The 24853-nt window shown below is 48.9% G+C and carries 24 protein-coding genes; 12 read left to right on the top strand and 12 right to left on the bottom strand.

The window, feature by feature from the left end:
- Nucleotides 1–477 (bottom strand): Hsp20 family protein, encoded by a 477-nt coding sequence (locus tag ACJJI8_RS14190; protein WP_444912651.1) that lies wholly within the window; start codon nucleotides 475–477, stop codon nucleotides 1–3.
- A 146-nt stretch (nucleotides 478–623) separates the two neighbouring features.
- On the opposite strand from ACJJI8_RS14190, the gene thpR reads away from it, so the two are divergent.
- Nucleotides 624–1208 (top strand): RNA 2',3'-cyclic phosphodiesterase, encoded by a 585-nt coding sequence (thpR, locus tag ACJJI8_RS14185; protein WP_444932754.1) that lies wholly within the window; start codon nucleotides 624–626, stop codon nucleotides 1206–1208.
- Nucleotides 1209–1304: 96 nt separating this feature from the next.
- On the opposite strand, the gene ACJJI8_RS14180 is transcribed toward thpR, so the two are convergent.
- The gene (locus tag ACJJI8_RS14180) at nucleotides 1305–2234 is read right to left on the bottom strand and encodes a hypothetical protein (RefSeq protein ID WP_444932753.1); all 930 of its coding nucleotides are present in this window, start codon (nucleotides 2232–2234) and stop codon (nucleotides 1305–1307) included.
- A gap of 539 nt (nucleotides 2235–2773) precedes the next feature.
- Here ACJJI8_RS14180 and ACJJI8_RS14175 point away from each other — a divergent pair.
- Entirely contained in the window at nucleotides 2774–3130 is a 357-nt protein-coding gene (locus ACJJI8_RS14175) for an HPF/RaiA family ribosome-associated protein (RefSeq protein ID WP_413665165.1), read from the top strand.
- 87 nt (nucleotides 3131–3217) lie between these two features.
- On the opposite strand, the gene gorA is transcribed toward ACJJI8_RS14175, so the two are convergent.
- Nucleotides 3218–4576, bottom strand: a complete 1359-nt coding sequence (gene gorA / locus ACJJI8_RS14170) for a glutathione-disulfide reductase (protein WP_444932752.1) — start codon at nucleotides 4574–4576, stop codon at nucleotides 3218–3220.
- 241 nt (nucleotides 4577–4817) lie between these two features.
- Between gorA and ACJJI8_RS14165 the strand changes: the two genes are divergently transcribed.
- The gene (locus tag ACJJI8_RS14165; protein ID WP_413665163.1) at nucleotides 4818–5318 is read left to right on the top strand and encodes a hypothetical protein; all 501 of its coding nucleotides are present in this window, start codon (nucleotides 4818–4820) and stop codon (nucleotides 5316–5318) included.
- A 78-nt stretch (nucleotides 5319–5396) separates the two neighbouring features.
- Here ACJJI8_RS14165 and ACJJI8_RS14160 read toward each other — a convergent pair whose 3' ends face one another.
- The 4 genes from ACJJI8_RS14160 to ACJJI8_RS14145 all read right to left on the bottom strand — a co-directional run bounded on the left by ACJJI8_RS14160 (nucleotide 5397) and on the right by ACJJI8_RS14145 (nucleotide 9479).
- The gene (locus ACJJI8_RS14160) at nucleotides 5397–6521 is read right to left on the bottom strand and encodes a TIGR01620 family protein (protein ID WP_444932751.1); all 1125 of its coding nucleotides are present in this window, start codon (nucleotides 6519–6521) and stop codon (nucleotides 5397–5399) included.
- Nucleotides 6518–7987: a YcjX family protein gene (locus tag ACJJI8_RS14155; RefSeq protein ID WP_444932750.1), complete on the bottom strand. Its 1470-nt coding sequence runs from the start codon at nucleotides 7985–7987 to the stop codon at nucleotides 6518–6520. The genes ACJJI8_RS14160 and ACJJI8_RS14155 overlap by 4 nt, the downstream gene beginning before the upstream one ends.
- A gap of 128 nt (nucleotides 7988–8115) precedes the next feature.
- The gene (locus tag ACJJI8_RS14150; RefSeq protein ID WP_444905779.1) at nucleotides 8116–8925 is read right to left on the bottom strand and encodes a GIN domain-containing protein; all 810 of its coding nucleotides are present in this window, start codon (nucleotides 8923–8925) and stop codon (nucleotides 8116–8118) included.
- Nucleotides 8926–9056: 131 nt separating this feature from the next.
- Nucleotides 9057–9479 (bottom strand): HIT family protein, encoded by a 423-nt coding sequence (locus tag ACJJI8_RS14145; protein WP_413665159.1) that lies wholly within the window; start codon nucleotides 9477–9479, stop codon nucleotides 9057–9059.
- Nucleotides 9480–9815: 336 nt separating this feature from the next.
- On the opposite strand from ACJJI8_RS14145, the gene ACJJI8_RS14140 reads away from it, so the two are divergent.
- From ACJJI8_RS14140 to tcdA, 4 genes are all read left to right on the top strand, one after another.
- A complete protein-coding gene (locus ACJJI8_RS14140) occupies nucleotides 9816–10175 on the top strand; it encodes a hypothetical protein (protein WP_444896694.1) in 360 nt (119 codons plus the stop codon).
- Between the two features lie 138 nt (nucleotides 10176–10313).
- Nucleotides 10314–10778 carry an FKBP-type peptidyl-prolyl cis-trans isomerase gene (locus ACJJI8_RS14135; protein WP_413665157.1) on the top strand — a complete coding sequence of 155 codons (465 nt, stop codon included), beginning with the start codon at nucleotides 10314–10316 and terminating at the stop codon, nucleotides 10776–10778.
- Nucleotides 10779–10827: 49 nt separating this feature from the next.
- Nucleotides 10828–11277: a thiol-disulfide oxidoreductase DCC family protein gene (locus ACJJI8_RS14130; RefSeq protein WP_444894339.1), complete on the top strand. Its 450-nt coding sequence runs from the start codon at nucleotides 10828–10830 to the stop codon at nucleotides 11275–11277.
- Nucleotides 11264–12064, top strand: coding sequence for a tRNA cyclic N6-threonylcarbamoyladenosine(37) synthase TcdA (gene tcdA, locus ACJJI8_RS14125; protein ID WP_282933452.1), 801 nt, complete (start codon nucleotides 11264–11266; stop codon nucleotides 12062–12064). Before ACJJI8_RS14130 ends, tcdA begins: the two co-directional genes overlap by 14 nt.
- On the opposite strand, the gene ACJJI8_RS14120 is transcribed toward tcdA, so the two are convergent.
- On the bottom strand, nucleotides 12061–12945 hold the full coding sequence (locus tag ACJJI8_RS14120) for a LytR/AlgR family response regulator transcription factor (protein WP_444912644.1): 885 nt from the start codon (nucleotides 12943–12945) through the stop codon (nucleotides 12061–12063). The genes tcdA and ACJJI8_RS14120 overlap by 4 nt on opposite strands.
- 138 nt (nucleotides 12946–13083) lie before the next feature.
- On the opposite strand from ACJJI8_RS14120, the gene ACJJI8_RS14115 reads away from it, so the two are divergent.
- Nucleotides 13084–14280 carry an acyltransferase family protein gene (locus ACJJI8_RS14115; RefSeq protein ID WP_444905782.1) on the top strand — a complete coding sequence of 399 codons (1197 nt, stop codon included), beginning with the start codon at nucleotides 13084–13086 and terminating at the stop codon, nucleotides 14278–14280.
- Between the two features lies 1 nt (nucleotide 14281).
- Here ACJJI8_RS14115 and ACJJI8_RS14110 read toward each other — a convergent pair whose 3' ends face one another.
- Nucleotides 14282–15940: an aminotransferase class V-fold PLP-dependent enzyme gene (locus ACJJI8_RS14110; RefSeq protein WP_444932749.1), complete on the bottom strand. Its 1659-nt coding sequence runs from the start codon at nucleotides 15938–15940 to the stop codon at nucleotides 14282–14284.
- Nucleotides 15937–16725, bottom strand: a complete 789-nt coding sequence (locus ACJJI8_RS14105; RefSeq protein ID WP_444932748.1) for a TatD family hydrolase — start codon at nucleotides 16723–16725, stop codon at nucleotides 15937–15939. Before ACJJI8_RS14105 ends, ACJJI8_RS14110 begins: the two co-directional genes overlap by 4 nt.
- 61 nt (nucleotides 16726–16786) lie before the next feature.
- Between ACJJI8_RS14105 and ACJJI8_RS14100 the strand changes: the two genes are divergently transcribed.
- Nucleotides 16787–17407, top strand: coding sequence for a LysE family translocator (locus tag ACJJI8_RS14100; protein ID WP_444932747.1), 621 nt, complete (start codon nucleotides 16787–16789; stop codon nucleotides 17405–17407).
- A 63-nt stretch (nucleotides 17408–17470) separates the two neighbouring features.
- Here the strand turns inward: ACJJI8_RS14100 and ACJJI8_RS14095 are convergent, their stop codons facing one another.
- Nucleotides 17471–17950, bottom strand: a complete 480-nt coding sequence (locus ACJJI8_RS14095; RefSeq protein WP_444894346.1) for a hypothetical protein — start codon at nucleotides 17948–17950, stop codon at nucleotides 17471–17473.
- A 507-nt stretch (nucleotides 17951–18457) separates the two neighbouring features.
- Between ACJJI8_RS14095 and ACJJI8_RS14090 the strand changes: the two genes are divergently transcribed.
- Entirely contained in the window at nucleotides 18458–19582 is a 1125-nt protein-coding gene (locus ACJJI8_RS14090; RefSeq protein WP_444905787.1) for a M14 family metallopeptidase, read from the top strand.
- A gap of 205 nt (nucleotides 19583–19787) precedes the next feature.
- On the opposite strand, the gene ACJJI8_RS14085 is transcribed toward ACJJI8_RS14090, so the two are convergent.
- Nucleotides 19788–21308, bottom strand: a complete 1521-nt coding sequence (locus tag ACJJI8_RS14085) for an MFS transporter (RefSeq protein WP_444932746.1) — start codon at nucleotides 21306–21308, stop codon at nucleotides 19788–19790.
- A gap of 297 nt (nucleotides 21309–21605) precedes the next feature.
- Between ACJJI8_RS14085 and ACJJI8_RS14080 the strand changes: the two genes are divergently transcribed.
- Nucleotides 21606–22805, top strand: a complete 1200-nt coding sequence (locus tag ACJJI8_RS14080) for a phosphatidylinositol-specific phospholipase C domain-containing protein (protein WP_444932745.1) — start codon at nucleotides 21606–21608, stop codon at nucleotides 22803–22805.
- Between the two features lie 244 nt (nucleotides 22806–23049).
- Nucleotides 23050–24801, top strand: a complete 1752-nt coding sequence (locus ACJJI8_RS14075; protein WP_444932744.1) for a M28 family metallopeptidase — start codon at nucleotides 23050–23052, stop codon at nucleotides 24799–24801.
- Nucleotides 24802–24853: the final 52 nt, after the last annotated feature.

Below are 24853 nucleotides of genomic sequence, written 5' to 3'. Positions count from 1 at the left end.
TTACGCTACTGCAGCAGTGGATTTAGTCTCACTCTCTTTGTGCTGCAGCACATTACCTTCTGTAATCGAAATTTTTCGTGGCTTCATCGCTTCAGGTATTTCGCGTACCAATTCTATATGTAACAACCCATTAGCCAGTTTTGCATCGGTCACTTTTACGTGATCGGCAAGCTGAAAGCGCCGCTCAAAATTTCTTGCGGCGATACCCCTGTGTAAATAATTTCCCTGGCTATTACTTTCTGGCTTAGTACCGCTAACCACTAAACGATTTTGCTCCACCTGAATATCGAGTTCAGACTGCTCAAAGCCAGCGACAGCCATGGAAATTCGGTAGCTATCCTCGCCGGTCAACTCTATATCGTAAGGGGGGTAGGATGGTTGTTTTTGCTCGCTTGTGGTCATTGCATCGAGCAGACTGGCCATACGGTCAAAACCAATTGCAGAGCGATAAAGTGGAGAGAAATCAAAGTTACGCATTATCATATCCTCAATTCAGAGCAATATTTAAAACTACGTCCGTCAAATGACCGGACTCTATTCAGGGGCACTTTTCATTGAAGCTACCACCTGTACAACAGAGATATGGGCAGAGGTTTCTAATTCAAGGGTGACAGATAAATTTTATGCCAAAAAATCACAAAAAACCTTTAGAGCCCACTTGTCGAATCTTTATCGGCATCCAGCTGGATAAAACAACACAAGAATTTTTAAATTATTTAACAAGCCTCATCACGGAAAAACAAAGCGCCTCATCCTTAGCCAGCACCCGTTGGATAGCCTATAAGAATCGTCATATCACCCTTTGTTTTTTAGGCCAGGTTCCAATAAAAACAATACCGCCGCTAAAAACCGGCCTGATCTCAATCGCTCGAAGCACAACTGAGACGAAAACCCGCCTATTTAAACTTGATACCTTCCCAGGCAATGATGCTCATCTAATCGCCGCAGAAATCACAGACACCAAACAATTGGCGACCTTGCATATGTCCGTCAAACGCCTCGCAGAGAGCCTTTCCATACCGACAGAAAACCGGCGCTATCGCCCACATATCACCCTGTGCAGAAACAGGAAACAATTTCACGGATTTTCTCCAATCGACCTAGAACACCCAATAACAATTAACAATATTACTCTCTACCAAAGTCAACCAAGTCCAGCAGGAAGCCTTTACACCCCTCTACAAACAAACATTCTACAGTCGCGGTAAAATTCCTCCCCACTGGTAACATCTATTTTCTGAAACCCCAAAAAGCAAAAAAGCGAACCTTAGGCTCGCTTTTTTATTTACTTGTTCACTGAACAATTAATTCAATTCTGACAGCACATACTCTGGGTACATAACCAATCTTGGTCGAGATAGGCGACGCGCATCAAAAATAAAGACATAGCGAGCCCCATCATCCTCAGCTGGAATTGTACGGCGGAATTTCCAAGTGTTAATTTTATAAGTTTGGCGGCCTGACTCAACGGTAGTCACCAAGCGATATTGATTTTCCCCCAAAAACTCAAAGGGCACTCTTTCTCCCCCAATTGGCCGCAACTCAAGATCCCGGAACGTTTTTCTATCGTTACCTTCTTCGTCAGCCAGGAGATCACTCAGGCGCGCTGTCTCACGCTTTACATAATCCAATAGATCAGCATCGATCTCACGCTTGGCTACAGTTTCCACTTTAGCGGGCTCCTCGCGCTTTGGCGGCTCGACCTGAGCTTTAATTTGCGGGGGCTTTGGTTTCTCATTAGTAGCAGCAGCTCGTGCCATAGCTGCCCTTCTCTCGGATGCTTCAGCCTTTGCCAGCATATCCTCAACCATCTTGCTAATTTTGTCCTGCTGGGCAGAAATCTTAGCTTTGGCATCAGCAATTGCCTGTTTCTCTTCAGCCAGTTTTTGATGAAGCTGCTGATGATTTTCTTTAATAAACTCGAGACGGCGTGAACGGCTATCGACACCTCTCTCCGCCATAGCGAAGGCATGCTTAGCCTTCTTCAGGCGACGCTCAGTATCTGAATTGGGATTTGATTCATTAGCCCGGGTCGCTTGATTGAGCTCCTGGCGACTCGCCTCGTATTCCAGGCGTAGGTCATCGAGAGATTTCTGGGCCTGCTCGAGCTTATATTCATAGGAGAGCAGCTCATTTTCGACATCCTCGAGCCCAACACTCCTATTTTCAAGTGACTGCTCCAATCGCGCAAGACGGTTCTTCTCCGCCGTGAGGGGCGTCTGCGCTTGTGCCACTGCCCCACCCATAACTACTAAGCCCGCCAAAAGGAGCGAGCAACACCGCTTTACCGCCATCGTCGTGAACCCATTTCTCGAATTGATGTGTTTCGTGTTTTGGAAGCGCAGCGACTCTGAATCTACGACAGAGTGAAGCTACTGCGCAATATGGTCAATTTTACGCAGGGAGCAAGCTATGAGCAATGACCTTGCGTTCACCTGAGCCAACCAGCTGATCAATAAACCTTCAAATCCACAATATTGAGTCACCACAGTGACACCACTCCAAAATTTATATGAAATTTTTCTGCGATAGCGCTTGATTTTTTTTTTGGCGGAAGCATTATGGATACCAGGGAGAAGATCGCTGGACTCAGCGGAAACCCGACCCGGACGTAAAACACCCTAAGCTGCTTTGTCAGCAAACAATCGTTGCGATTCCGGCAGCTCGGCGCTTCAACTGCAGCCTCGAACCCTCCCACTAGGGCGCCCTACCTTCTTTACAGCAAACCGCAACAGCGGCCTGCATGGTTTCTTTTAACCGGAGGTATGTGCCCATGAAATCAGCGCCTAACGATAACATTGTGTTCCGCGACATTGACAAGTCAGCCGCCCTGGCGACTACCGTATCCAAGAAGTTAAACAAGCTGGAACGTTATTGTGGCGACATCATACATAGTCGCGTAGTCCTCGAAGCTCCTCATCAACACAAAACTAAAGGCAGACACTTCAAGGCATCACTAGAGCTTGCGATTAGTGGCAATCCCGTGACTATTAGTAGTGAGAACGAATCCATACACCGAGCGGTAAACGACACATTCGCCTCCGCCGAGCGCTGTCTGAAAGAGCGTAGCGAACGCAAGAAAACACGGCGGCACCAAGCCCTACAAGAGGTTGTAGAAGAGCCCAGCTAAAAACTGAGAGTCACAAAAAAGGCGGCAAAATGCCGCCTTTTTCATTATTCACAACTGCAACATATATCTACAGCGTAACAACAGAACCTAACCTGCAACTGGAGTTCTCATAGTTACAAACTCCTCAGCAGCAGTGGGGTGAATTCCAATCGTTGAATCAAAGGTGCTTTTGGTAGCTCCTGCCTTAAGCGCTACGGCCATCCCCTGAATAATCTCCCCTGCGTCATCGCCAACCATATGCACGCCAATCACCTTGTCGTTGGACGCATCTACAACCAGCTTCATCAATGTCCGCTCTGTATTCCCACTCACAGTGTGACGCATTGGTCTGAATTCCGACTTATAAATAGTGACGTCGAGTCCAGAGTCCCGTGCCTCTTCTTCAGACAACCCCACAGTTCCGATATTCGGTTGACAGAAAACCGCTGTAGGAATGTTGTTATAGTCAATTTCAGCCGTCTCTCCCATGCGCCAATGCTTAACCAAGGCCATAGCCTCCGCCAAGGCAACAGGAGTAAGCTGAGGCTCACCCGTTACATCTCCCAGTGCATAGATTGACTGCACACTAGTTCTAAAATTATCGTCCACAGAGATTGTGCCATCCTTGTGCAAGACAACACCCTGCTCCTCTACCCCCAACCCTTCAACATTTGCTACGCGCCCAGTAGCGTAAAGCACCATATCTACATTAATACTGGAACCATCATCGGCATGAGCGAGCAAGCTGCCATCCTGAAGCTTCTCAATAGAGACAACGTTGTGGTTAAACTTTAGATCGATATTTTTCTTCTGCATCTCGTCGCGAACAAAAGTGCGAATATCGCGATCGAATCCTCGCAAGAATAAATCTCTTCGATAAGAGAGGTGCACGTTCGCGCCGAGACCAGCAAAGATGCCTGCAAATTCGACGGCAATATAACCCCCACCAACAACCAAAACTCGCTTGGGAAAGTTTTCCATTGAGAAAACTTCATTGGAAGTCAGCGCAAATTCCCGTCCCGGAATATTCGGAATAAATGGCCATCCGCCTGTCGCCACCAAAATACGCTCTGCAGTAATTTCTTTGCCGTTAACAACAACACTGTGAGGACCTTTGATGCTGGCTCTGCCATTTAGGGTTTCCACCCCAGAGTTATCCAGCAAATTGCGATAAATTCCATTGAGTCGAGCAACTTCTTTTGCGTTGTTATCCCGCAGTGTTGGCCAGTCAAACTCAACTCCCGCGCTATTCCAGCCATAGGCTCGAGCATCAGAAAAGCCTGCGGAATAACCACTCGCGTAAACAAATAATTTTTTGGGAACACAACCTACATTTACACAGGTCCCCCCCATATAGCGGTCTTCAGCCACAGCGACCTTCATTCCTTGTGCAGCAGCCATCCTACTTGCACGCACGCCACCAGAGCCGGCACCAATAACAAACAGATCAAAATCATACTCAGCCAAAATAAACTCCCACTCAGCTATGCTTCGAATAATTTTTAAACAGCCCGACAATTAGTTTTCTGTGAACAACCATCTCAAGCTGACAATTCTTACTTAATAACCGTTGACACTTGACTTCGCTTTGGATATTCATGTGACTGCTGTCACAGATATCAGCCCGCCAGAGGAAATTGCACAACAAAAAAACCTGAGGCGGATAAAATAACAGTCATTAATAAGAGCAAAACCTATGGGCAATAATATGAAATACCCAAATGCAGTGATGCAGCGCGCCCTATTGCTTACCTCTCTACTGCTCATCAGCAATTTAAGCAGCGCAAAGTCTCATCCATCCTATCTGTCAGAAAAATACTGTGGCGATGTGGTTGAACAATTTGTCGGCTCGGGCATGCGTAGCCTCGACAAGTATATCAACCATAACTTCAACCCCGAATACACCGGGGGAATTCGCAATACAATACAGTTTCTCGAACAGAGGTTGGACTGGCTGAGCGAGTGCGATGATTACTTGACAGACACCACAAAAAGCTCAGTATTTCACAGCAAAGACGACACACAAAAGATCTTCACCGCCATCAGAGAGTTAGCCAAGGAGCTCCAACACGTCCGGTCTGGTGTTGAATATCGGGATGAATCGGGAAATAACAACCCCGCCCCCTTCATACAGCGCCGCTATGAAGCCCTGGCCCAGCTGGTTGATCGACATCACACCCGCATGTTGATGAAAAAACAGTTTCAATAAGTTGCTGACTAAGGGGGCAGATTTTCGCCCCCTTACATCAAACAGTCAGCCCAAGAGATTGGCTTACGATCCCAGTAACTACTCGGTACCCGCCTTCCGAACCTTTGCTTCCTTTCGCGAGCTAAGCCCAACCATAGAAAACAACTCGGGCATCCTCTCTTTAAGGCCACCACCAATACGAGCCATAACTGACCTCAGGCGAGGGCGCTGCTTTTCAGTAAAAGGGATTGGCCGACAGCTTTGCATTGTCGCCAAACCGATACGCGCAACAAACAGACTGGCTCCCACCCCCTGCCCCAAACGCACAGATACTGTGCTCAGCATGCTATCGCCAACAAGTTCCGGCCACATTTCACTGATCGCATACTCACTCGCGCCAGTGTAGGCGACCAAAGACAAAACCCTCTTGAACAAGCGCCATCGCACCACAAGAGACGGCTGCACGCCATAAATCTGCGCCACATCATCAATCATTCGCAGTGACTGCCTCAGGGCAACCAGAATATCGATACTGGCAAAAGGGCTCAATCCAACCAATGCACCAGTGCTCGTTGAGTGGCGCACGACTCTCCTTAGAGCCTCTTGGTCAAGGGCATTTAAGAAGGTAACCTCTAAATGCTCTAACAGCTCACCGCTATCGTAATAATCAGCTGCCTCATCCAGGACTCGATTGAGCAGTACACCTTGGGGTTTACCGGCAAAATGCTCCTGCAAATTACGCCTGAATACTTGCGCCTCTTGGTGACTGCGGCAGTCTCGGGCCTCGGCAGCCATTGCCTGAGCTTTTTCAAGCTTGTTCAGTGGGCGCCCCGCTCGGAAAAACTCCCAAACGGAACTACCAATAACTACACTGAAACCCGCCATCAAAACAGCCACAAAAAGTCCCAATCCCCAGTGTTTATCGACCGCCCATTGATAAAGTCCATAAAACTCCCATCCGACCACGGCCACCACTACTGCGAGCGCAGAGAGCACTGCGGGCTTTAACCACTTAAACCGGAAAGTGGGTAAGCGCAACTCGGAGAAAGCAATCCGATTTGGAAGAGACTCTCCAGTGGTTATTGACCTAGGAATCTCCGCTGACTCATCCGCAAGCGGTTCCACCCGTGTCGCATCTCTGTGCGGGACCTCCTGCTCGGGCTCATCTAGCGACTCGATACGTGTTTCGCGACGGTACTCAGTATTTTTATCACTATTAATCAAACCTTATCTCCCAACAGAAGGTTCAAAAGAGCATCCACCCGGATATGTGGAATATGTCCTGCCTGCATTCCCACTGGAGGCCGCAGCTGTGGTGGTGCAGCTCCCGCATAGTGGCTCCACCCCTGCTCTTCATAGGGCGCCTGGGCAAAGATTTCCGCATTTTCAAAACCCAAATACTGCCCTTCGAGGTCATAACCCATCAGCATTCTCCGTCCATTCTTCTGCCCCTCTCTAGAGCAGCGAACTGCGGCAATCGCCTCACTAAATACCGGCAAACCCCGGTGACGGGCATCGGAGAAAGTCTGTTGTAACTGCTGGCCTAGAAGCTGCCTCAAAGCATCGTGGTCGGCAGCAAGTACCTGATCGACTTTAGTCGCAGCAAAAAGGAGTCGATTAACCTTTGGGCGCCATAGCTTGCTCAAAAACCCCGATTCGCCATAGCGGAATGTATCGGCAATATGAGCAAATGCCAGACGCATATCTTCCAGGGACTGTTCACCAGCAAATAGAGTGCCAATCATATCTACCAGTACCAGTTGTCGATCGATATGTCGAAAATGGCTGTCTACAAAGGGTTTTACCTGCGTCTGTACATAGCGTTCGTAACGCGCCTGTAAAACCTTAAAAACACTACTCTCAGACAAAGCAGCTAACTGCCCAGCATCTAAACCACGTAAATCCAGTAGTGGAACTACCCCGTACGCCTCCTCGTCTAGCAGCGCTCTACCAGGCTGTAAATAACTGAGATTCAACTTGGTTCGGCAACTCAGGAGATAAGCTCGGTATTCCCCCCATAATTCGTCTAAATTTACTTCACTGGCATTCGCCTCGGGGGACAGTGCTGCCAGCCGAGCTGTCAAGCGGGGGGCCAGCATTGATCGCGCATCTGTAGAAAATAGGTGTGCTTGATGACGACACCACTCTGCATAGTCCATACGCAATAGCGGCAAGTCCATCAACCATTCCCCGGGGTAGTCACGCAACTCCACTACCAACGTCTTTCTACCACTACCCCGAAAACGGCGCCGGCTGCGTAAATGGATGTGTAACTCCATAGCCGAAGCATCTCTAGTGCTCTGTGGCCAACTAGGTGGCTCAGCCATCAGTGCCGATAGGCAGGCCTGATAGTCAAACGGCGCCAAGCCCGAGTCCAGCGCTGGCTTCAACTCTGCCCCCAACAGATCGCCATTGAGTGCAGGGGCAAAACCAGGTAATTGAGACTTCTCTGGATTGCAGAGCTGGTATATCAGACTGGTGAGAAACGTGGACTTGCCAGCACCACTGAGCCCAGTGATACCGATACAGATGCGTCGGTCCAACAAGCGCTCGGCGGCCCAGTGGGATTTATCCTGGGCCTCTCGGCTCCAACGCCGTAGCTTTTCTTTTAAATGTGGGCGAGATTGACTCTCGCGAGACATAGAATCTTCGCGATCCAGCGACACACACTCTGTCACTTTGGGTTCCATATAAAGCTGAATTCCAGAAATGGGAATAGAGAGGATAATGGGGGCTCAAGAATACCCCCAAAAAAGAAATAGGCGCACAGCCTTACTGGCCAACGCCTTAGATACAAAGGGGGCTCAGGAGCCGCCGCTTAGTCAACCAGCGCTACGTCTCCCGACCCCATTACTGAGAAGGAGTCAGTTCCCGGTCGTTTCAAGACAATATCACCCGATCCCATTATTGAACCGCTGGCATTATCGGCGCGCAGACTGCGGCCAATAAAATCACCTGAACCCATGAGGCGAACGTTCACATCGGCGACTCGCCCGCCAACCAACATATCGCCGGAACCTTGTATCTCCGCTAGTAAACTCTCACCGGTAATAGTACTTATCTTCATGTCGCCAGAGCCTGTCACCGCTACTTCCCCTTTGACAGTCAATGCCTTGTTGAGGAACAAATCACCGGAACCAGTAACATACGCTTTCAAGGATTCTGCGGCGACCTTGTCGATATTGATCATTCCTGAGCCCGTCACCCCCAAAGTTAGGCCTTCACTCTCAACACTTGAAGATCTAGCCTCACCAGAGCCAGTCACCTTAAGAGCCTCAATTTTAGGCATCGTCACGGTGAAGTTAACTTCATCTCCCTGCCCTCGGGATATGGTGACAAATCCAAAAAGGTTCTGGGTGTTTTCCTCAACGGATAACTCCAACCTTTCCCCTTTCACCTCAACTTTGACGTAGGGCATTGTGCTGACAGGGCCGACAGCGACAACTTCAAAACTGTCCCCCTGAATCAACTTCAAGTGAGAACTTCCCTTGAGAGACACCTGAGTGAACCCTTCCATATCGAAACGCTTAGTTTCCATTTCTTCTGCCTGGGCATTAGTGCAAAACGCAGCGACTGTGGCGAGGACTACTACCAGCGGGGCAAAGAGTGTCTTCTTCAAAATCATCATTAGAGGAATCTCATCGTTATTACCAGTTCATACCTATGTGACTCAGTAAGCGGGGGACTTGGATGCAGTGTCCCACAAATATTTTGGGGACACCATATGACCATGCAGTCTAAAAAATCAATCTTAACGACCTAGCCGCACTCCGCCTCGCTAAAGCCCAGCTCCTTTAGGGATTGTCGAATCTTTTCCGCCTCATGTGCCAACTGCTCTGAAGAAGCAGGCTTTTGCTTAGAGAAGTCAAAGTCTGACAATTCATCTACGGGTATCAGGTGGATATGGGTATGTGGCACTTCAATCCCAGCGATCATCACGCCCACTCGCTTCGGTGAGTAAGTTGCTTTCAGCCCTTTCGCCACCTTTTGCGCAACCAGCATTAGATGACTCGCCAGCTCCTCCGGAACATCATCCCAATGATTAATTTCCTCAACAGGGATGACCAAACAATGACCAGCCTTAATGGGTGAAATGGTCAAAATAGCTACGACCTTTTCATCTCTCCAAATAAAATTGCCAGGTAAATCGCCATTAATTATCTGAGTAAAAATACTTGCCATAAATTATCTCAAAAGGTTGAAATTTATTATTTGGTGCAAGCGTGCAGTCTAACACCAAGAAGAAAAAATAAAGTGTAAAGGCTTAGAAAATACTTGCGCAAACATAGATTTTCTTCTTTGGCGAAATAAACCCCCAATATGTGACAACCTGTCGAACAGAATGACAATTTTCTTAAACCAAGTTGGCATACTGAAAGAATATGTCTTAGGCTCGTCACCAATTAATGTTGTACCGCCATTGAGCCAATGCACATTGTGCTTCTCGTTACCAAAATACTTTTTCGGCTCTGCGGATAAACTTTAAATCAGTGCCAACTGCTCACCGGGGGGAGAGATATGGAAAGCCTGTTGGATCAGGTCGGTGGTGCTAAATTTGTCAACCGTACAGTCAGTGAATTTTACGGTGCTCTCAGCCACCACCTTTCAGCCTACGAAACTTGTGATTTCCGCAAACAATTAAGTCGTCAAGCTCAGTTTTTGAGCCATGCGTTGTCATCTACACCGGAACCAGACCGGAGTAGTCGCGCCCGTTTTTTAGCCAGGGGGTTAAACCCAGAGCTATTCGATTCAATGCTGGAGTATTTCGAGGGTCGCCTATTGGAGTTGGGCTATCGCCCTGACTTCAGCACACAACTGGTTGCGATCGTAACCAATCTCTATGGAGGTTGTGAGCAGGACCTGTCAATCGCTTGCTAATCTTTATCAGCGGCGCGCACGCACAAGTTGCGGCGCGCCCGCCCTGTCAATACAATTGCGCTTCACAGCCTTTACCCCCCGTTTTATTGCGCAGCGGTAAGCGCTCATTCACATACTCTTTTATATCAGAGATTATTCATGAAGATTGCCAACCACACAGTTGTGGAGATCCACTACACCCTGAAAGATGCTGACGGAACAGTCATTGACTCCTCAGCCAATGGAGAGCCGCTCAAATATCTGCAAGGGGTTGGTAATATCATTCCTGGGCTTGAGCGCGAGATGCTGGAAAAGGCACCCGGTGATAAATTTACTGCGGTAATCGCACCAGAAGACGGTTACGGCGAGCAAAACCCGGAGCTGATCCAAACCATGCCGCGCAGTGCCTTTGGTGGTGTTGAAGAGTTATCTGTAGGAATGGCATTCCGTGCAGAGAGCACCGAAGGTCACCCGATTGAAGTCGAAATTATCGACATCGACGGCGACGAAGTCACTATCAATGGCAACCACCCCCTCGCCGGCGTTGAGCTGCACTTCGAAATTGAAGTTGTTTCTGTACGCGAAGCGACTGCCGAAGAAGTTGATCACGGCCACGTGCACTGATCCCATGATATGAAACGCCGCCAGCCGCGCGGCGTTCCCCCCTTCCCCAATGTCATTGCCAAACAACATCATCCTGTTTGATAGCATCTGCAACCTGTGCAATAGCTGGAGTCAACTAATACTCAAGCGCGACAGAGAGCAGCGCTTTACCCTGTGCCGAGTGCAGTCCAATGCAGGCCAGCACTTCCTTAAACAGCTGAACCTGCCGCTGGACACTTACCAGACCATGATTTTGCTGGAACGACATGGTGGCACTTACCAATCCTTTTACAAAAGTGAAGCGGCACTGAGAATTGCCAGCCGCCTACCACAACCCTGGCGTTTATTGGCCATTTTGCGCTACATTCCCCGCCCGGCAAGGGATTGGCTCTACGACTTGGTTGCTCGAAACCGCTATCGCTGGTTTGGTCAACGGGAAAGTTGCCTATTGCCGTGTGACGCTGACAAACAGCGGTTTTTGGAAGATGTACCTGAAGAGACCCCAGATGAGCTTGTCTGACCAGTATTTACAGCGATTTGGCGGCATTGCTCGCCTGTATGGCGATAAGGCCCTCGAAATTTTATCCTCTGCTCACATATTGGTGATCGGTATTGGTGGCGTAGGGAGCTGGACCGCAGAGGCCTTGGCGCGAAGCGGCATTGGCCAGTTGACGCTAATAGACTTGGATGACGTCTGCATCACCAATACCAATCGTCAGAGCCACGCACTCGCCGATACTGTAGGCCATATCAAGGTCGAGGTGATGGCAGAGCGCCTACGGCAGATTAACCCGGAGATTACAGTTCATACGGAAGAGGACTTTATCGCTAATGACAATTTCTCAGAGCTGATCAATCCTGATATACACCCTATCGATGTGGTGATTGATGCAATAGACTCCGCACGGGTAAAAGCCGCCCTGATCGCTTACTGTAAAGCCCGAAAAATACGCTTGATAACGGTTGGTTCCGCAGGAGGTAAGCGCTCCCCCGATCGCATTGAGTGCGCCGATCTCGGCCGTACAATTAATGATCCGATGCTGGCAAAAGTCCGCCAACATCTATACCGCTTTCACAACTTCCAGAAGAGTCGCAAGCGCCAGTTTGGCATCGATGCGATCTTTTCCACTGAAGCAATGGTATACCCGCAGCCAGATGGGCAAGTATGCCAGCAGAAGAGCGCTATGCAGGACGGTGTTAAATTAGACTGCAGTGGCGGCTTTGGTGCGGCAACTATGATTACCGGCACCTTTGGGTTTTTGGCCGCCAACCGGGCCATCGAGCGACTTCTCCAGGCAAAAAACTAAGCCGGGGTTAATTGAGCCCTCAGCTGATCGCGGTAGCGCCTGCTCACCGGGATCAGCTGGCCGCCAACCAAGTGAATACGCGCATCACCGCTCTCCAGGGGTTCAATCTCCGCAATAGAGTCCAAGCGCACAATATAGGAGCGGTGGATGCGAGCGAATGACCCTGGATCCAAACGCTCCAGTAACTTGGTCATAGTCTCTCTCAGGGGGTAAATTCTATCGCCCAGGTGCAGATTGACATAGTTGCCAGCAGCTTCCACCCATTCGATATCCTGCACATTAACCAGAAATTCTTTTCCCAGCTTTTTCACCAGAAGACGCTCCGGCCTTTCTACTGGCTCAGCAGCATCTCCCTCATCTGGCTCTTCTAGTAAGCGCGCCTCACCCTGCAAACGTACCAATAAGAAGCGGTACAAATAAACAGAGCTTAAAAGAGCGGCATAGGTTTGAATATCTTTGAGATATTCATAGAAAAATTCTACAGGCCAGTTACCAAAGTTATAGGAACCGTCATTAAGGTGGTAAATGACCGTCCTCATAAACACCATGCCGGAAACGTGGACCAAGGACCAAGGCAAAGTGAAAAATAAATGTATGGCCAAGTTCTGCCGAACTATCCCCTTGCGCAGGGGAAAATAATGATCAAGAAGCAATATCAACGGAAATAAGATTGCGATCATTAGGATACTGGTTCCCTCCCACACCAGAAATTCCCATGGCTGAAAAATAGAACCCCAGCGGCGGTGATCAAAGTATGCCAAAGCGAACTGAACAAGCCACTGGCCGACAAAAAACAACACCCAGAACCCCACCTCAAACTGTCGCCGGTGCGTCAAATACTGCTGAACCGTCATTGCTCCTGAACCAGTATAAAAATTCATCGGCAGTCTACCCCCGATTCACCCCCAAAAACCACCACTGGCCCCTAATACCCTACAAATCGGCACTTTGGGATAGCTAATGGCAAATACTAACGGGAGCATAGCAAGCGACTAAAACAGCCTCGAACGACGAAACCTATGCATTCAATAACACAGAGACGCCACGATATTGACGCCCTTCGTGTACTAGCCTTTGGCCTACTTATTCTCTACCACCTGGGAATGGCCTATGTCGCGGAATGGGGGTGGCATGTAAAAAGCAGCTACCAAAGCGAGCCACTACAACTGGTAATGCTAGCGGTTAACCAGTGGCGGATGCCGTTGTTGTTCCTGATTTCAGGTGCAGCCAGCTATTTTCTCTTCCACAAGCTGGGCACTGGGGGTTACTTACTGAGAAGAATGAAGCAGCTATTGATTCCGCTGGCATTTGGAATGCTGGTGGTGGTTCCACCCCAGGCCTACTATGAAGCGCTAAGCAACGGCATTATTGAGCCTGGATACTTATCTTTCCTGCTGAAGTACTTCTCGTTCAGCCCCTGGCCAGAAAATGCCTTTGCTGGAAGTGAGTTTGGCCTGACCTGGAACCACCTGTGGTATCTACCCTATCTGGCATGCTACACCCTGGCCCTTATTCCTCTAGCCCTGTGGTTTAAACACCAACGGTGGCTGGGCCGATTCATGGAGAATATTAAATCTTGGCAACTGCTAATTCTACCGCTTGTGCCTATGATGGTGTACGGCCTGGTCCTATTTCCGCGCTTTGGTGGAATAAACTATGCCGTCGTCGACGACTGGTACACCCATGCCAGATTTTTTACTTATTTCTTCTGCGGCTACTTGCTGGTCAGCAGTAACGCTCCCTGGGAAATACTGGCAAGGCTGCGCAATCGCTTGATTATTGCAGCGCCCCTCACTTTCGCCCTATATCTATTATTTGATCGAGTACTACCTGATAACAGTATTCCCGCGCAGAAAATACTGCTTTTTATTGTTATCTATACAAATCGATGGGTATGGCTCCTGGCTGTTTTAGCCTGCGCTTATCGATTTCTCAATAAGCAATTCCGTTGGTTACCCTATGCCACTGAAGCGGTTTATCCCTGGTATATCCTCCATCAAACCATTACCGTAATCGCTGTGTATCAATTGGGGCAACTCGCTCTGGGGCCCATCCTGGAGCCCTTGCTAGTATTATTAATCACTATTTTCGGCTGCTGGGCTTCATATGAATTTATCATCCGAAGAAATCCAGTTTTACGGCCGCTGTTTGGTTTAAAGCCTATTTCCAATATAAGGCCTATTGCGGTGGAGGCCCCCATACCCCGCTCCAGTTAAGTTAATGGGAGGTCTGCTCCACCAGATTCAAAGCACGTTGCAGCAATGCGTAAAAACCATTGCTGCGCGATTCACTTAAGTGCTTACCGAGTCCTAGCTCAGCAAATAACAGAGAAAGATCTCTCTCTCGAATCTCAGTAGCCGTGCGGCCATCAATTTGTGAAAGTAATAACGCACCCAGGCCTTTTACAACCCGGCTGTCGCTTTCCAATCCAAAATAGTGCCTACCACCCTCTGTCCGGTGCGCTAACCAAGCTGCAGACTCACAACCCCGCACCAGGTTTTCTTCGGTACGTATCTCGGGCTTTCGGGCAATAGTTTTACTCCACAGCATTAATTCTCTATAACGTCCCTGCCAGTTGCGCTGGGAAACCAAACTCTCTAGCAATAACGAGGAAAAATCATCCCTGGCCCATTCATCACTCTGAATACTATCCCCCTGTTCAATTGACTTCTGGATCTCACAATACTCTTCCAGGGCCTGCAAAAAAGCCTGAATATCACTATCGGTATTGTAGGCTGCGACTGAGGCTCGGACCGTCACCAAATCACCGCTCTCTTTACCTAACAATTGTGCACAGTGATGGCCTACTCTCACTGCAATATCGCGCTCGTCCAGCCAGTGCATTAAATCGGCAGCGCTACCATGAATAGGCACAAAAGAGACAATACCCAGATTGTGGCGCACTTGGCTGATAACTCTAAAATTGGGGGACGCTATCAGTTCGCGATGTATCCATCGCACCAATTTCTGCTCATGCGCCGCTATTGCGACCCTATCTTGCTGCTCAAGAAATTCCAGTGCCGCTCCAAGACCCGCTATTGCCGCCAGCGGAGAAGTGCCTGCCTCAAATTTGTGCGGCAAGCCTGCATAATGACTCGTTTCAAGTTCAACGTCGGAGATCATTTCTCCACCACCCAGCCATGGCGGCATAGATTCCAAAAGTGTTTCCCTACCGTATAAAAAACCAATTCCTGACGGGCCATAAAACTTATGTGCTGAGGAAACAAAAAAATCACAGCCAATTTTCTGCACATCAATCACTTCATGAGCTGCCAACTGGGCGCCATCAACAATCCACATCAAGTGCTTTCTGCGCAACAATTGCCTCACCGCAGCCAGGTCCGGACGCAATCCGAGTGCGTTGGAACCGCCGGTCAGGGATACAATTCTTGTGCGCTCATTCAGCACTTCTCCCAGGCGATCAAATTCCGGGACACCCGCTACATGGGGTACATAGCGCAAACTCAAATTGAATCGCTTGGCCGCCATCTGCCAAGGGATAATATTTGCATGGTGCTCCGCTGTTGAGATGACAATTTCGTCCCCAGCCTGCAACTCACTACACAGGCTGTGCGCCAACAAATTCAATGCCTCAGTAGCACCGCGACAAAATACAATTTCCCTTGTGCTGGCAGCATTAACAAATTGTGCCGCTTGGCGACGCACTCGCTCCACCATCTCTGTAGCCTTACGGGCTAGACGGTGACTAGAGCGGTGCGTATTGGCATTGCTGTGCACATAGTAATCGCGTACAGCATTAATCACTTTCTCTGGTTTCTGCGTCGTTGCAGCATTATCCAGGTATACCAACTCCTTATTCTCCTCTTGAGCAAAGAGGGGAAATGACTGCCTGAATGATTCAGCGGAAAAACTCATAGGGAAAATAACTTCTCAGTATTTCGACAGGTAGCATTGGCGATTTCCCGCACGGAAACTCCCCGTAAATCAGCCAGTGCTTGTGCAATTTTAGAAAGGTTTTCAGGGCTATTACGCATACCCTGCTGACCTGAAAGAGGCATATCCGGGGCGTCCGACTCAAGCAGTAAACTCTCCAGCGGCGCACGTGACACAGCCCGTTGGGTTTTCGCTGCCCGTGGGTAAGTAATTGTTCCACCGATACCCAGATAGAAGCCGCGCTTCCAGTACTCTTGCGCCATTTGCTCACTGCCACTGAAAGCGTGGATCACACCTCTCCGCGGGAGCTTGAATTGCTTTAACAGCCTCAGGAGTTCATTGTGGGCCCGGTGAACATGCAGAATAATCGGCAGTTCATGGTTACTAGCAATCTCCAAATGAAGCTTGAGAATATCTTCCTGCTTATTCAAGTCAGTGCCGATAGAGGCATCCAAGCCACACTCTCCAACAGCGACACATGAGTATTTCTCAAGGCTCTCACTAAGCCGTACTCCCAACTCCATCAGATTTTCCCGCCAGCGGGAATCTTGCGGGATTTTCTTCACCCACCAAGGGTGAACACCAGCAGCCATCATCCAACCGGGCTGTTCCGATACCAGAGCGCCCAACGACTGCCACTGAGCCTCGCAAACGCCGGGGATAATGACCCTATCTATTCCGGCATTGAGACATCTTTGCCACACCTGATCCCGGTCCAGTGAAAAAGCCTCAAAATCAAAGTGGCAATGGCTGTCTATAAATTTCACTTGTGATACCCATTATTCGCGCGCATATTAGCATGAAGTCGCCTTTTCCTCTGGTACACCTGTGATTGAATCTCTTTTGCCAATCGCCCTTTTTGCTTTCTCAGCCAGTATTACACCGGGCCCTAATAACCTGATGATTATGTCCTCAGGGCTCAATCACGGCATCTACAGTTCAACACCTCACCTACTGGGAATTTGGCTGGGATTTCCCGCCATGGTGGTTGCCATTGGCTTGGGACTGGGAACCGCCTTCAATCACTTCCCTTTTCTGCATGAAGTTATTCGCTGGGCAGGCATTGCCTATTTACTCTACCTGGCATGGATAATTGGTTCGACCCGGGAAATGGGTTCTGGAAATTCAAGCCAACCCCTGAGCTTTACCCAGGCGATGGCTTTTCAGTGGATCAATCCCAAAGGCTGGATTATGGCCACTGGAGCACTGGCTGCTTTCACCAGTCCCGGCACAGAAATATGGTCGGGAGTTGTTAAGGTTGCACTGGCATTTATCACCATTGGCGGGCCTTGTGTTGCCATTTGGCTATTCTTTGGCGTTGGGCTAAAACGGTTCCTGACTGAACCACGCTACTTGCGAAGCTTTAACATTGCTATGGGATTGTTGCTTGCTGCAAGCGTTATCCCCTTGGCCCTTGAGGGACTTACCACCTTTGGCGCAGCCACCTGAAAGGTCTCTTCAACAGCTGAAGCTCGGGAGCCTAGCTCCCGAGGCGCTCAGAGCTAGGAAAAACTAGCGAGACGCAGCCTGGAAACGGCTTACTGCACGAAGCTCGGCTGAGTCCTGTAACCAAACAATATCTTCAGCCTCTACTTGCTGCCCTGTTATCCCTGATAACTGATCACTGAGTACTTCTAGTCGGGTATTCTCATCGACGCCCTCCACCGGAAGTCGGATCCAGACCTGCCCCTCTTCGTCTGTAACCTCCGCAGGTGCCCCCTGGTCAGTACTGCTTAAATGGCGATCAAACACAGAGCTGTGACCTGGCGGCAAATAAATAGTGCCATTGGTAATATCGACAGCGAAGGCCACTATGCCCGGCAGCAGGCCAAATAGCAGGCCTGCGCCGTCCAAGATTACGACCGCAGGATCAACTCGCCCACCCGCCTGCCCTTTGCGCTCCGGGTACAGGAAATAGCCGCAGGCGCTCAGATTCATCACTGTTACAAGCGCAGCGGATGCCACGACACTTCGTTTAATCACTCTATTCATGGTGTCACCTCTCACGAAAGCCCCCTATGCGGAGCTATTACTTGTTCTTTCTATTCCCACTAATGCCATGGGATCTATTCTCTATCTGTACAAATTCACGTCAGATAGCCCTGAGACAAAAAGATCATCAAATTTACGCCGATCGAAACGTTCGTACAACATCAAACAGGCCCGATTGCCTAAACTTTAACCAGCACTTGCTGCGGGATGTTAAGGAGATTTACTAATTTCTGACAGTGTGGAGTGACGCACTTGTGATCTGACCGGGCAGTAAGCAGTCGCCTGGGGTCCGACACCGGAAATTTCAGGGAGCAGTAGTCGTAGTAGGTGCCGCCAGGGATTGGCTAAAGCACGGTATCCTTATCGATGCCGTGCTTTTCTATTTCACTAAATAAAGGAGATTTCGTCCTATCGCACCCAAAATTGGCGAGATCCCCTACCTTTCTTCCTGGAAAATTCCCCCTACCGCTGTATCCTGCGCCCAAGAACAAGAGTGGAGCTCTCTACATGTATATCAGCAGCGCCTTTGACAGCGGCAATATCGAAGTTATCAATACCGACAGCAATCCAATAGAGCTAGCAATCCGTCAGGACAACAATTCTGACTTCTACCAATGGTTTCACTTTCGCCTGGAAGGCGATATTGGCACCAGCTATCCCTTGCGCATCGTTAATGCCGGCAAATCCGCCTACCCGGAAGGCTGGGAAAACTACCGCATCTGTGCCTCTTACGATCGTCAAAATTGGTTCAGAATTGGCGCCAACTACGACGGCAATACCCTGGACTTCACTGTAACCCTGGATGAACCCAGCATCTATCTCGCCTATTTTGCCCCCTACTCCTGGGAACGCCACCTGGACCTGCTCGCTTGGGCGCAGAGCCACGACCTGGTCAAACTGCAAACTCTAGGTAAAACCCTTGATGAGCGCGATATGACCATGCTCACGGTTGGCAACGCCGACACCGCAAAACATCGTGTTTGGATGATTGCCCGTCAACACCCAGGAGAGACCATGGCGGAATGGTTTGTTGAGGGCTTCCTGGAAACCTTGCTCGACCATGCCAATCCTACTGCGCAAAGCTTGCTGGCAGATACCGTATTTTATGTAGTACCCAATATGAACCCCGACGGCAGCGTTCGCGGGCATCTGCGCACTAACGCTGCGGGCGCCAACCTGAACCGTGAGTGGCTCAACCCCACAATGGAGCGCAGCCCGGAAGTCTTTTTAGTCAGGGAGAAGATGCTGGAGCTAGGCGGGGATATCTTCCTGGATATTCATGGTGATGAAGCCCTGCCCTATAACTTTGTTGCGGCTTGTGAAGGCATTCCCGGCTATGACGAGCGCCACGCCAAGCTGGAAGAAACATTTAAGCAAGCATATGAGGCCGTCAGCCCCGACTTCCAAACGGAGCATGGATATGAGCTGGATAAACCCGGCGAAGCAAATCTGACAATTGGTACCGCCTGGGCTGGACATCAATTCCGCACCCTGGCTCTAACATTGGAGATGCCGTTTAAAGACAATGATGACCTGCCCGACTTGATCGAAGGTTGGTCCCCGGCGCGAAGCCAACAACTCGCTCGCGATATTCTTTTCCCAATTCGCGAAGTGTTAAAAACACTCAAATAATCTCTATACGGTGAACCAAATTACCGTTACCAACAAGAGAAATTAATTTGAGCTGGGCTGTTTCAAACGGCAGCCCAGTTTTAGAGAAACTTTTCTTATTGTAATTATTGATTTATAAAAACCGAGTAGGCGTATATTTTTGAGCCAAAAATCACAGGACAGCCTCTATATTTCAAAGCTTGCAGAGACCATTAAAATAACATTTCTAACTTTCCTTCTTACACTGTGATTTTTTCAATAATACAGCTACAGCAACCAACAAAAGAAAAGTAAATACAACCAACCCCCACATCACCGACTGGAAAGCCTGGGCAAAAGCCTCATTAAACATGTTAGCGATGCGACCGTGCAGAGCAGCAGACACCCCCATTGCGCCACGCTCTATCCTTTCAGGATTAATCAGCAATGCATCGATATATTTTTCCAGTGCACTGGTAATCTGCACCCCACTTTCCTGCAATTGATTTAGCAAACTCTGTTTTTCCATTATCCGGAATACAGTACCCACCACAGCCAAACCAAGTGCTGCGCCTATATTTTGTATGCCCCACAACATTCCGGTTGCTATTCCTGCACTATTAGGCGGCAAAGCGCCAATAGCGATTGGGGCTGTCGCACTAAATACAACCCCCCAAGCCACACCGAAAGGTATAAAAGCCAGCAAAAGCGTCGAAAAATTGGTATCCACTGAGAATTGTGTCATTACGATTGCCGCAATCAAAATACATATGACACCAATTAAGATTGGAGCCGCAGGTGCGGAATTAGCTGCCATTCTGCCCGCCACAGGAGATACCAAAGCCATCACCAAGGTAATAGGGAGCAAAATCAAGCCGGACATTACCGTTGTATCCTGACGCACAACATGCAAATAAAATGGTAATAAAAAGAAAGCAGAAATGAGAAATATCAACAAACTAAAATTGGTTAAAACACAAGCGGAAAATAGCGAATTCTTAAAATAGGCAAAATGGATCAACGGTTGCTCCAGTTTTCGCTCAACACGAAAAAGGGCAATAAAACTCAATATAGAAATAACCAATAACAACAGTATCGGCCAGCTCAACCAACCCACTTGCGCCCCTTCAACTACTAACACCACTAGCGAACCCACACTAAGCGCAAGAAGTATCATTCCACGCCAGTCAATATAACTTTTTTCTTTATCTAAATTTTGCGGGCTCCGCATTACAAAAAGGCCAAACACCATGCTGACCAGCACAAAGGGGATATTAATAAAAAAGATCGACCTCCAAGACAAATACTCACATAGGACCCCACCCAACACCGGACCAAGAGCAAAGCCGACAGCCAATACCGACATCCACCATCCCATTGCAAATCCGGCTTCTTTTTCTACAAAAGTGTGGGACAGCAAAGCAATATTATTCGGCACGATTATGGCAATGGAGACACCTTGAAAGGCCCGCCAGACAATTAACCAAAGTGGATCCTCAGCCAATCCCGCGAAAAGGGAGCTAACTGCAAGTAATACCCATCCAATATTGAGCATCTTCAGGGAGCCCACAATATCCCCCAATCTCCCCATACTGGCCATCAGGATACATAGCATCAACATAAATATATTCATAACCCACTGGGTTTGAATAAAGGATGCACCTAAACTTTGCTGGATTGTCGGCAGTGCAATACTGACAATGGTGTAGTCCAACCCCAATATAAAGGTGGCTGGAAAGGAGCCAAGCAAAACAACCCACTTATTCATTAGTCGCATAATTCCCCTTATGTAGCTTGTTAATTAAAGCAAGGAAAGATCCTGAATAATTTATCGGCATTTATTGCTGAGAGAGCTACACAATCCATCCATTAACAATAGAATTATGATGTCGCCAGAAAACAACAAGAAACCAACCCTCATCACATAGACAAAAAAGTCCAATTCGTAGTAAAAAGCAAAAATAATAAGACGGTACCTTAAGGCACCGCACACCAATAAAAATTAAAAAATATTCACTAGCGTCTACTGCAAAGGTAGCGTATCTACTCAGTCCGGAGAAAAATAATGAAACACACTATCAGACAGATGATCCTATCGATTCTATTTGTACTTTCCTTCGCCTCTCCCCCCCTTTGGGCCGATAGCATTTCTGATTTCCAAAACAGCTGGACAGGCACAGCCTTGGATCTACAGCGTCAAATAGACAACCACACTCCCATGAGTGAAAACAATATTTTGGGGACACACAATTCTTACAACTCAGAAGTGTATCGCGCCTGTAACTTCTCAGTGGGATGCCGCTACCTGGACCCTCAACAGGAGCATTCCATAAAAGATCAATTGCGCATGGGAGCTCGCTTTATAGAGCTGGATGTCCATTGGACAACGAAAATGGAGAGCCTTTTTTCCTACCCAAAAAGATTACTTCTGTGCCATGGTCTCTGCAGTATCAATGATAAGTATGCGACTGAAGGATTTAACGAAATAAAGGACTGGCTAAATGACAGCGCCAATCAGGACGAAGTCATCATTTTATATATCGAGGACCACTCTGATGGGCGCCATCAAGATCTCTACAACCAAATAACCGATCGATTCGGGGATAAGATTTTCTACAGTGGCGGCTGCCAGAGTATTCCCAGCAGCCTTACAAAAAATGATGTGCTTGCTGCAGGGAAACAAGTCGTCGTGTGGAAAGATAGCGGCTGCTCTGGAAATGGTGACATGAAGAACATGGCCTTCACCGGATTAGGGGAAATCGGTCGAGTGTGGGAAGACAGCACCACTATTGGCACTATAGGAGAAATTTTTAGCGGTGGTATTGAACGAATCACAGCCGACGATGTGCGCAATGGCTTTGCTATAGGCCACAACATAATCAACCTCGATAATATGAATACGACCGATGGCCGCATCGCTGCAGCTATTTGGTCATGGGATCAGAATGAGCCAAATAACTTGAACAATGAGGATTGCGCTATGCAGTGGGGCAACGGGCGCTGGAATGATGCCAACTGCAGCAACCAATATAGCTTCGCATGTAAGAACACGGCTGACGGTAGCTGGCTGGTCAGCGCCTCAACAGGCCCATTCTCTTATGGTGCCGGGGTGTGCCAAGCACTGGGCAATGACTACGTGTTTTCCGCCCCCACCAATAGCCAGGACAACCAAGCCCTTAAAAGCGCCAAGGAAACCACTGGCTATGACAAGGTATGGATTAACTATCAGGACCAGATAACTGAGGGCCAGTGGCAGCACAATTAACCTCAAAAATCTCGACTTGAGGATTTAGGCTGGATAGGAGGCTAAGCCCGAGCCTCCTATCCAAGGCGAGTTTTATTGAAACCTCTCAAACACAAACCCTGTCACCATATTCAACTAAATTACCAAAACGGGAATATAGCTCTGGGCCCAGCCACACTCTACTCTCCACTGATCGCTGATATGTCGTTAGTTAAGACAAGATCAGGCATAATCTGCCTCCTAACAAGACTGTCAGGACAAAATTATGCGAATTCCTACCACCTGGCGCCGCCTTGGCTTGGCTATGGCCATCGGCGGTGTTATCAGCGGTTGTAGCAAGGGCAACGAAGAAGTCAGCTCACAAGCGCACTCCCATAAAGAACATATCGAGCACAGCACTGAAAAGCTCGATCTAGGAGCCGCTGAGAAGGCTCAAATTGATACTGTCGCTGCCGACCTGCACAAGCATGTCGCCGTATTGGCCTCCGATGAATTCGAAGGCCGCGCTCCCGCCAGTAAAGGTGAGGAGCTGACGGTAAACTATCTGGCAGAGCAATTTAAGGCGCTCGGACTTACCCCTGGTGCCGTAGACTCCGAAGGTAACCCCAGCTGGTTCCAGGAAGTCCCCATTGTAGAGATGGATATTCAATCCACCCCCCTTACTATTCAGGGCGAAGGTGTGGGCCAAGTTCTAAAACCGATTGACGATATGGTCGCGTTTACCCAGCGCCAAACCAGTGCATCCAGCCTTAATGAAAGCGAATTGGTTTTTGTCGGTTACGGCATCGTAGCTCCAGAAAACAACTGGAATGACTACGCAGGTCTGGATATGGAGGGCAAAACCGCAGTCATTCTGGTAAATGACCCCGGCTATGCCACCCAAGATGAGGCTCTATTTAACGGCAATGCCATGACCTACTATGGTCGCTGGAGCTACAAGTTTGAAGAAGCTGCCCGTCAGGGCGCCGCAGGGGCCATTATTATCCATGAGAATGGCGCTGCCGGTTACCCTTGGGAAGTAGTGAGCGGCTCCTGGTCTGGCGCCCAGGTAAGCCTTGAAGCAGAAAACAAGAATATCGATCGCGTGGCGATTGAGGCCTGGATCACTAACCAGGCAGCGAAGGATCTGTTCCAGGCAGCAGGTCTCGATTTGGCCGAAGAAATGGCAGCGGCAAAAGCATCGGGATTCAAGCCTAAGTCACTGGAACTCAAAGCCAGCATCGAACTCAGCAACAGCCTTGAGAAGTCCAACTCTCGCAATGTTATTGCTAAGTTACCCGGCAAAAAGTACGCAGATGAAACCATTGTTTACACTGCCCACTGGGACCACTTAGGGGTCAACCGAAATGCTTCTGGTGAAGACCATATCTTCAATGGCGCAGTGGACAATGCCACCGGTACCGCTGGACTACTTGCTCTTGCAGCCCAAGCAGTAAAAGAGGATCAAGCTGATCGCTCCCTGGTATTCGTCGCAGTAACTGCTGAAGAGTCCGGTTTACTCGGCTCCAAATACTATGCCGCCAACCCAGTTGAACCTCTGGAAAAGACGGTTGCCGGCTTTAACTTCGACGCTATGAATGTCTTGGGCCCCACCAAAGACATCACCGTCGTAGGCTTCGGCAGCAGCGAGCTGGAAAATCTCTTAGAAGCAGCCGCCAAAAAGCAGGGCCGCTATCTGGCTGCTGAAGAGCACCCGGAACGCGGCTACTTCTATCGCTCAGATCATTTCAGCCTGGCAAAAGAAGGCGTGCCAATGCTGTATTTTGATTCCGGTAGCGAAAACCATGAGCACGGCCGGGAGTGGGCACAATCCAAGGACAAGGAATATCTCAGCCAGCACTACCACAAGCCGGGAGATGAGTACGACCCCAACTGGAACCTGAAAGGCGCCGCTATGAATTTGCAGCTGGGCCTGCAATTGGGCCTGAAGCTGGCAAACAGCCGCGACTGGCCCAACTGGTATGAAGGCAATGAGTTCCGCGCTATTCGCGACGCCAGTGCCGAAAGCCGCAAATAACTAAGCAGGATAAATATCCCGTTTTTCCTTGGTGGTACCTCCTCGGTGCCAC

The organism is Microbulbifer maximicatervae (SeqCode) (assembly GCF_052467695.1).
This window is presented reverse-complemented; position numbering and strand designations above follow the sequence as displayed.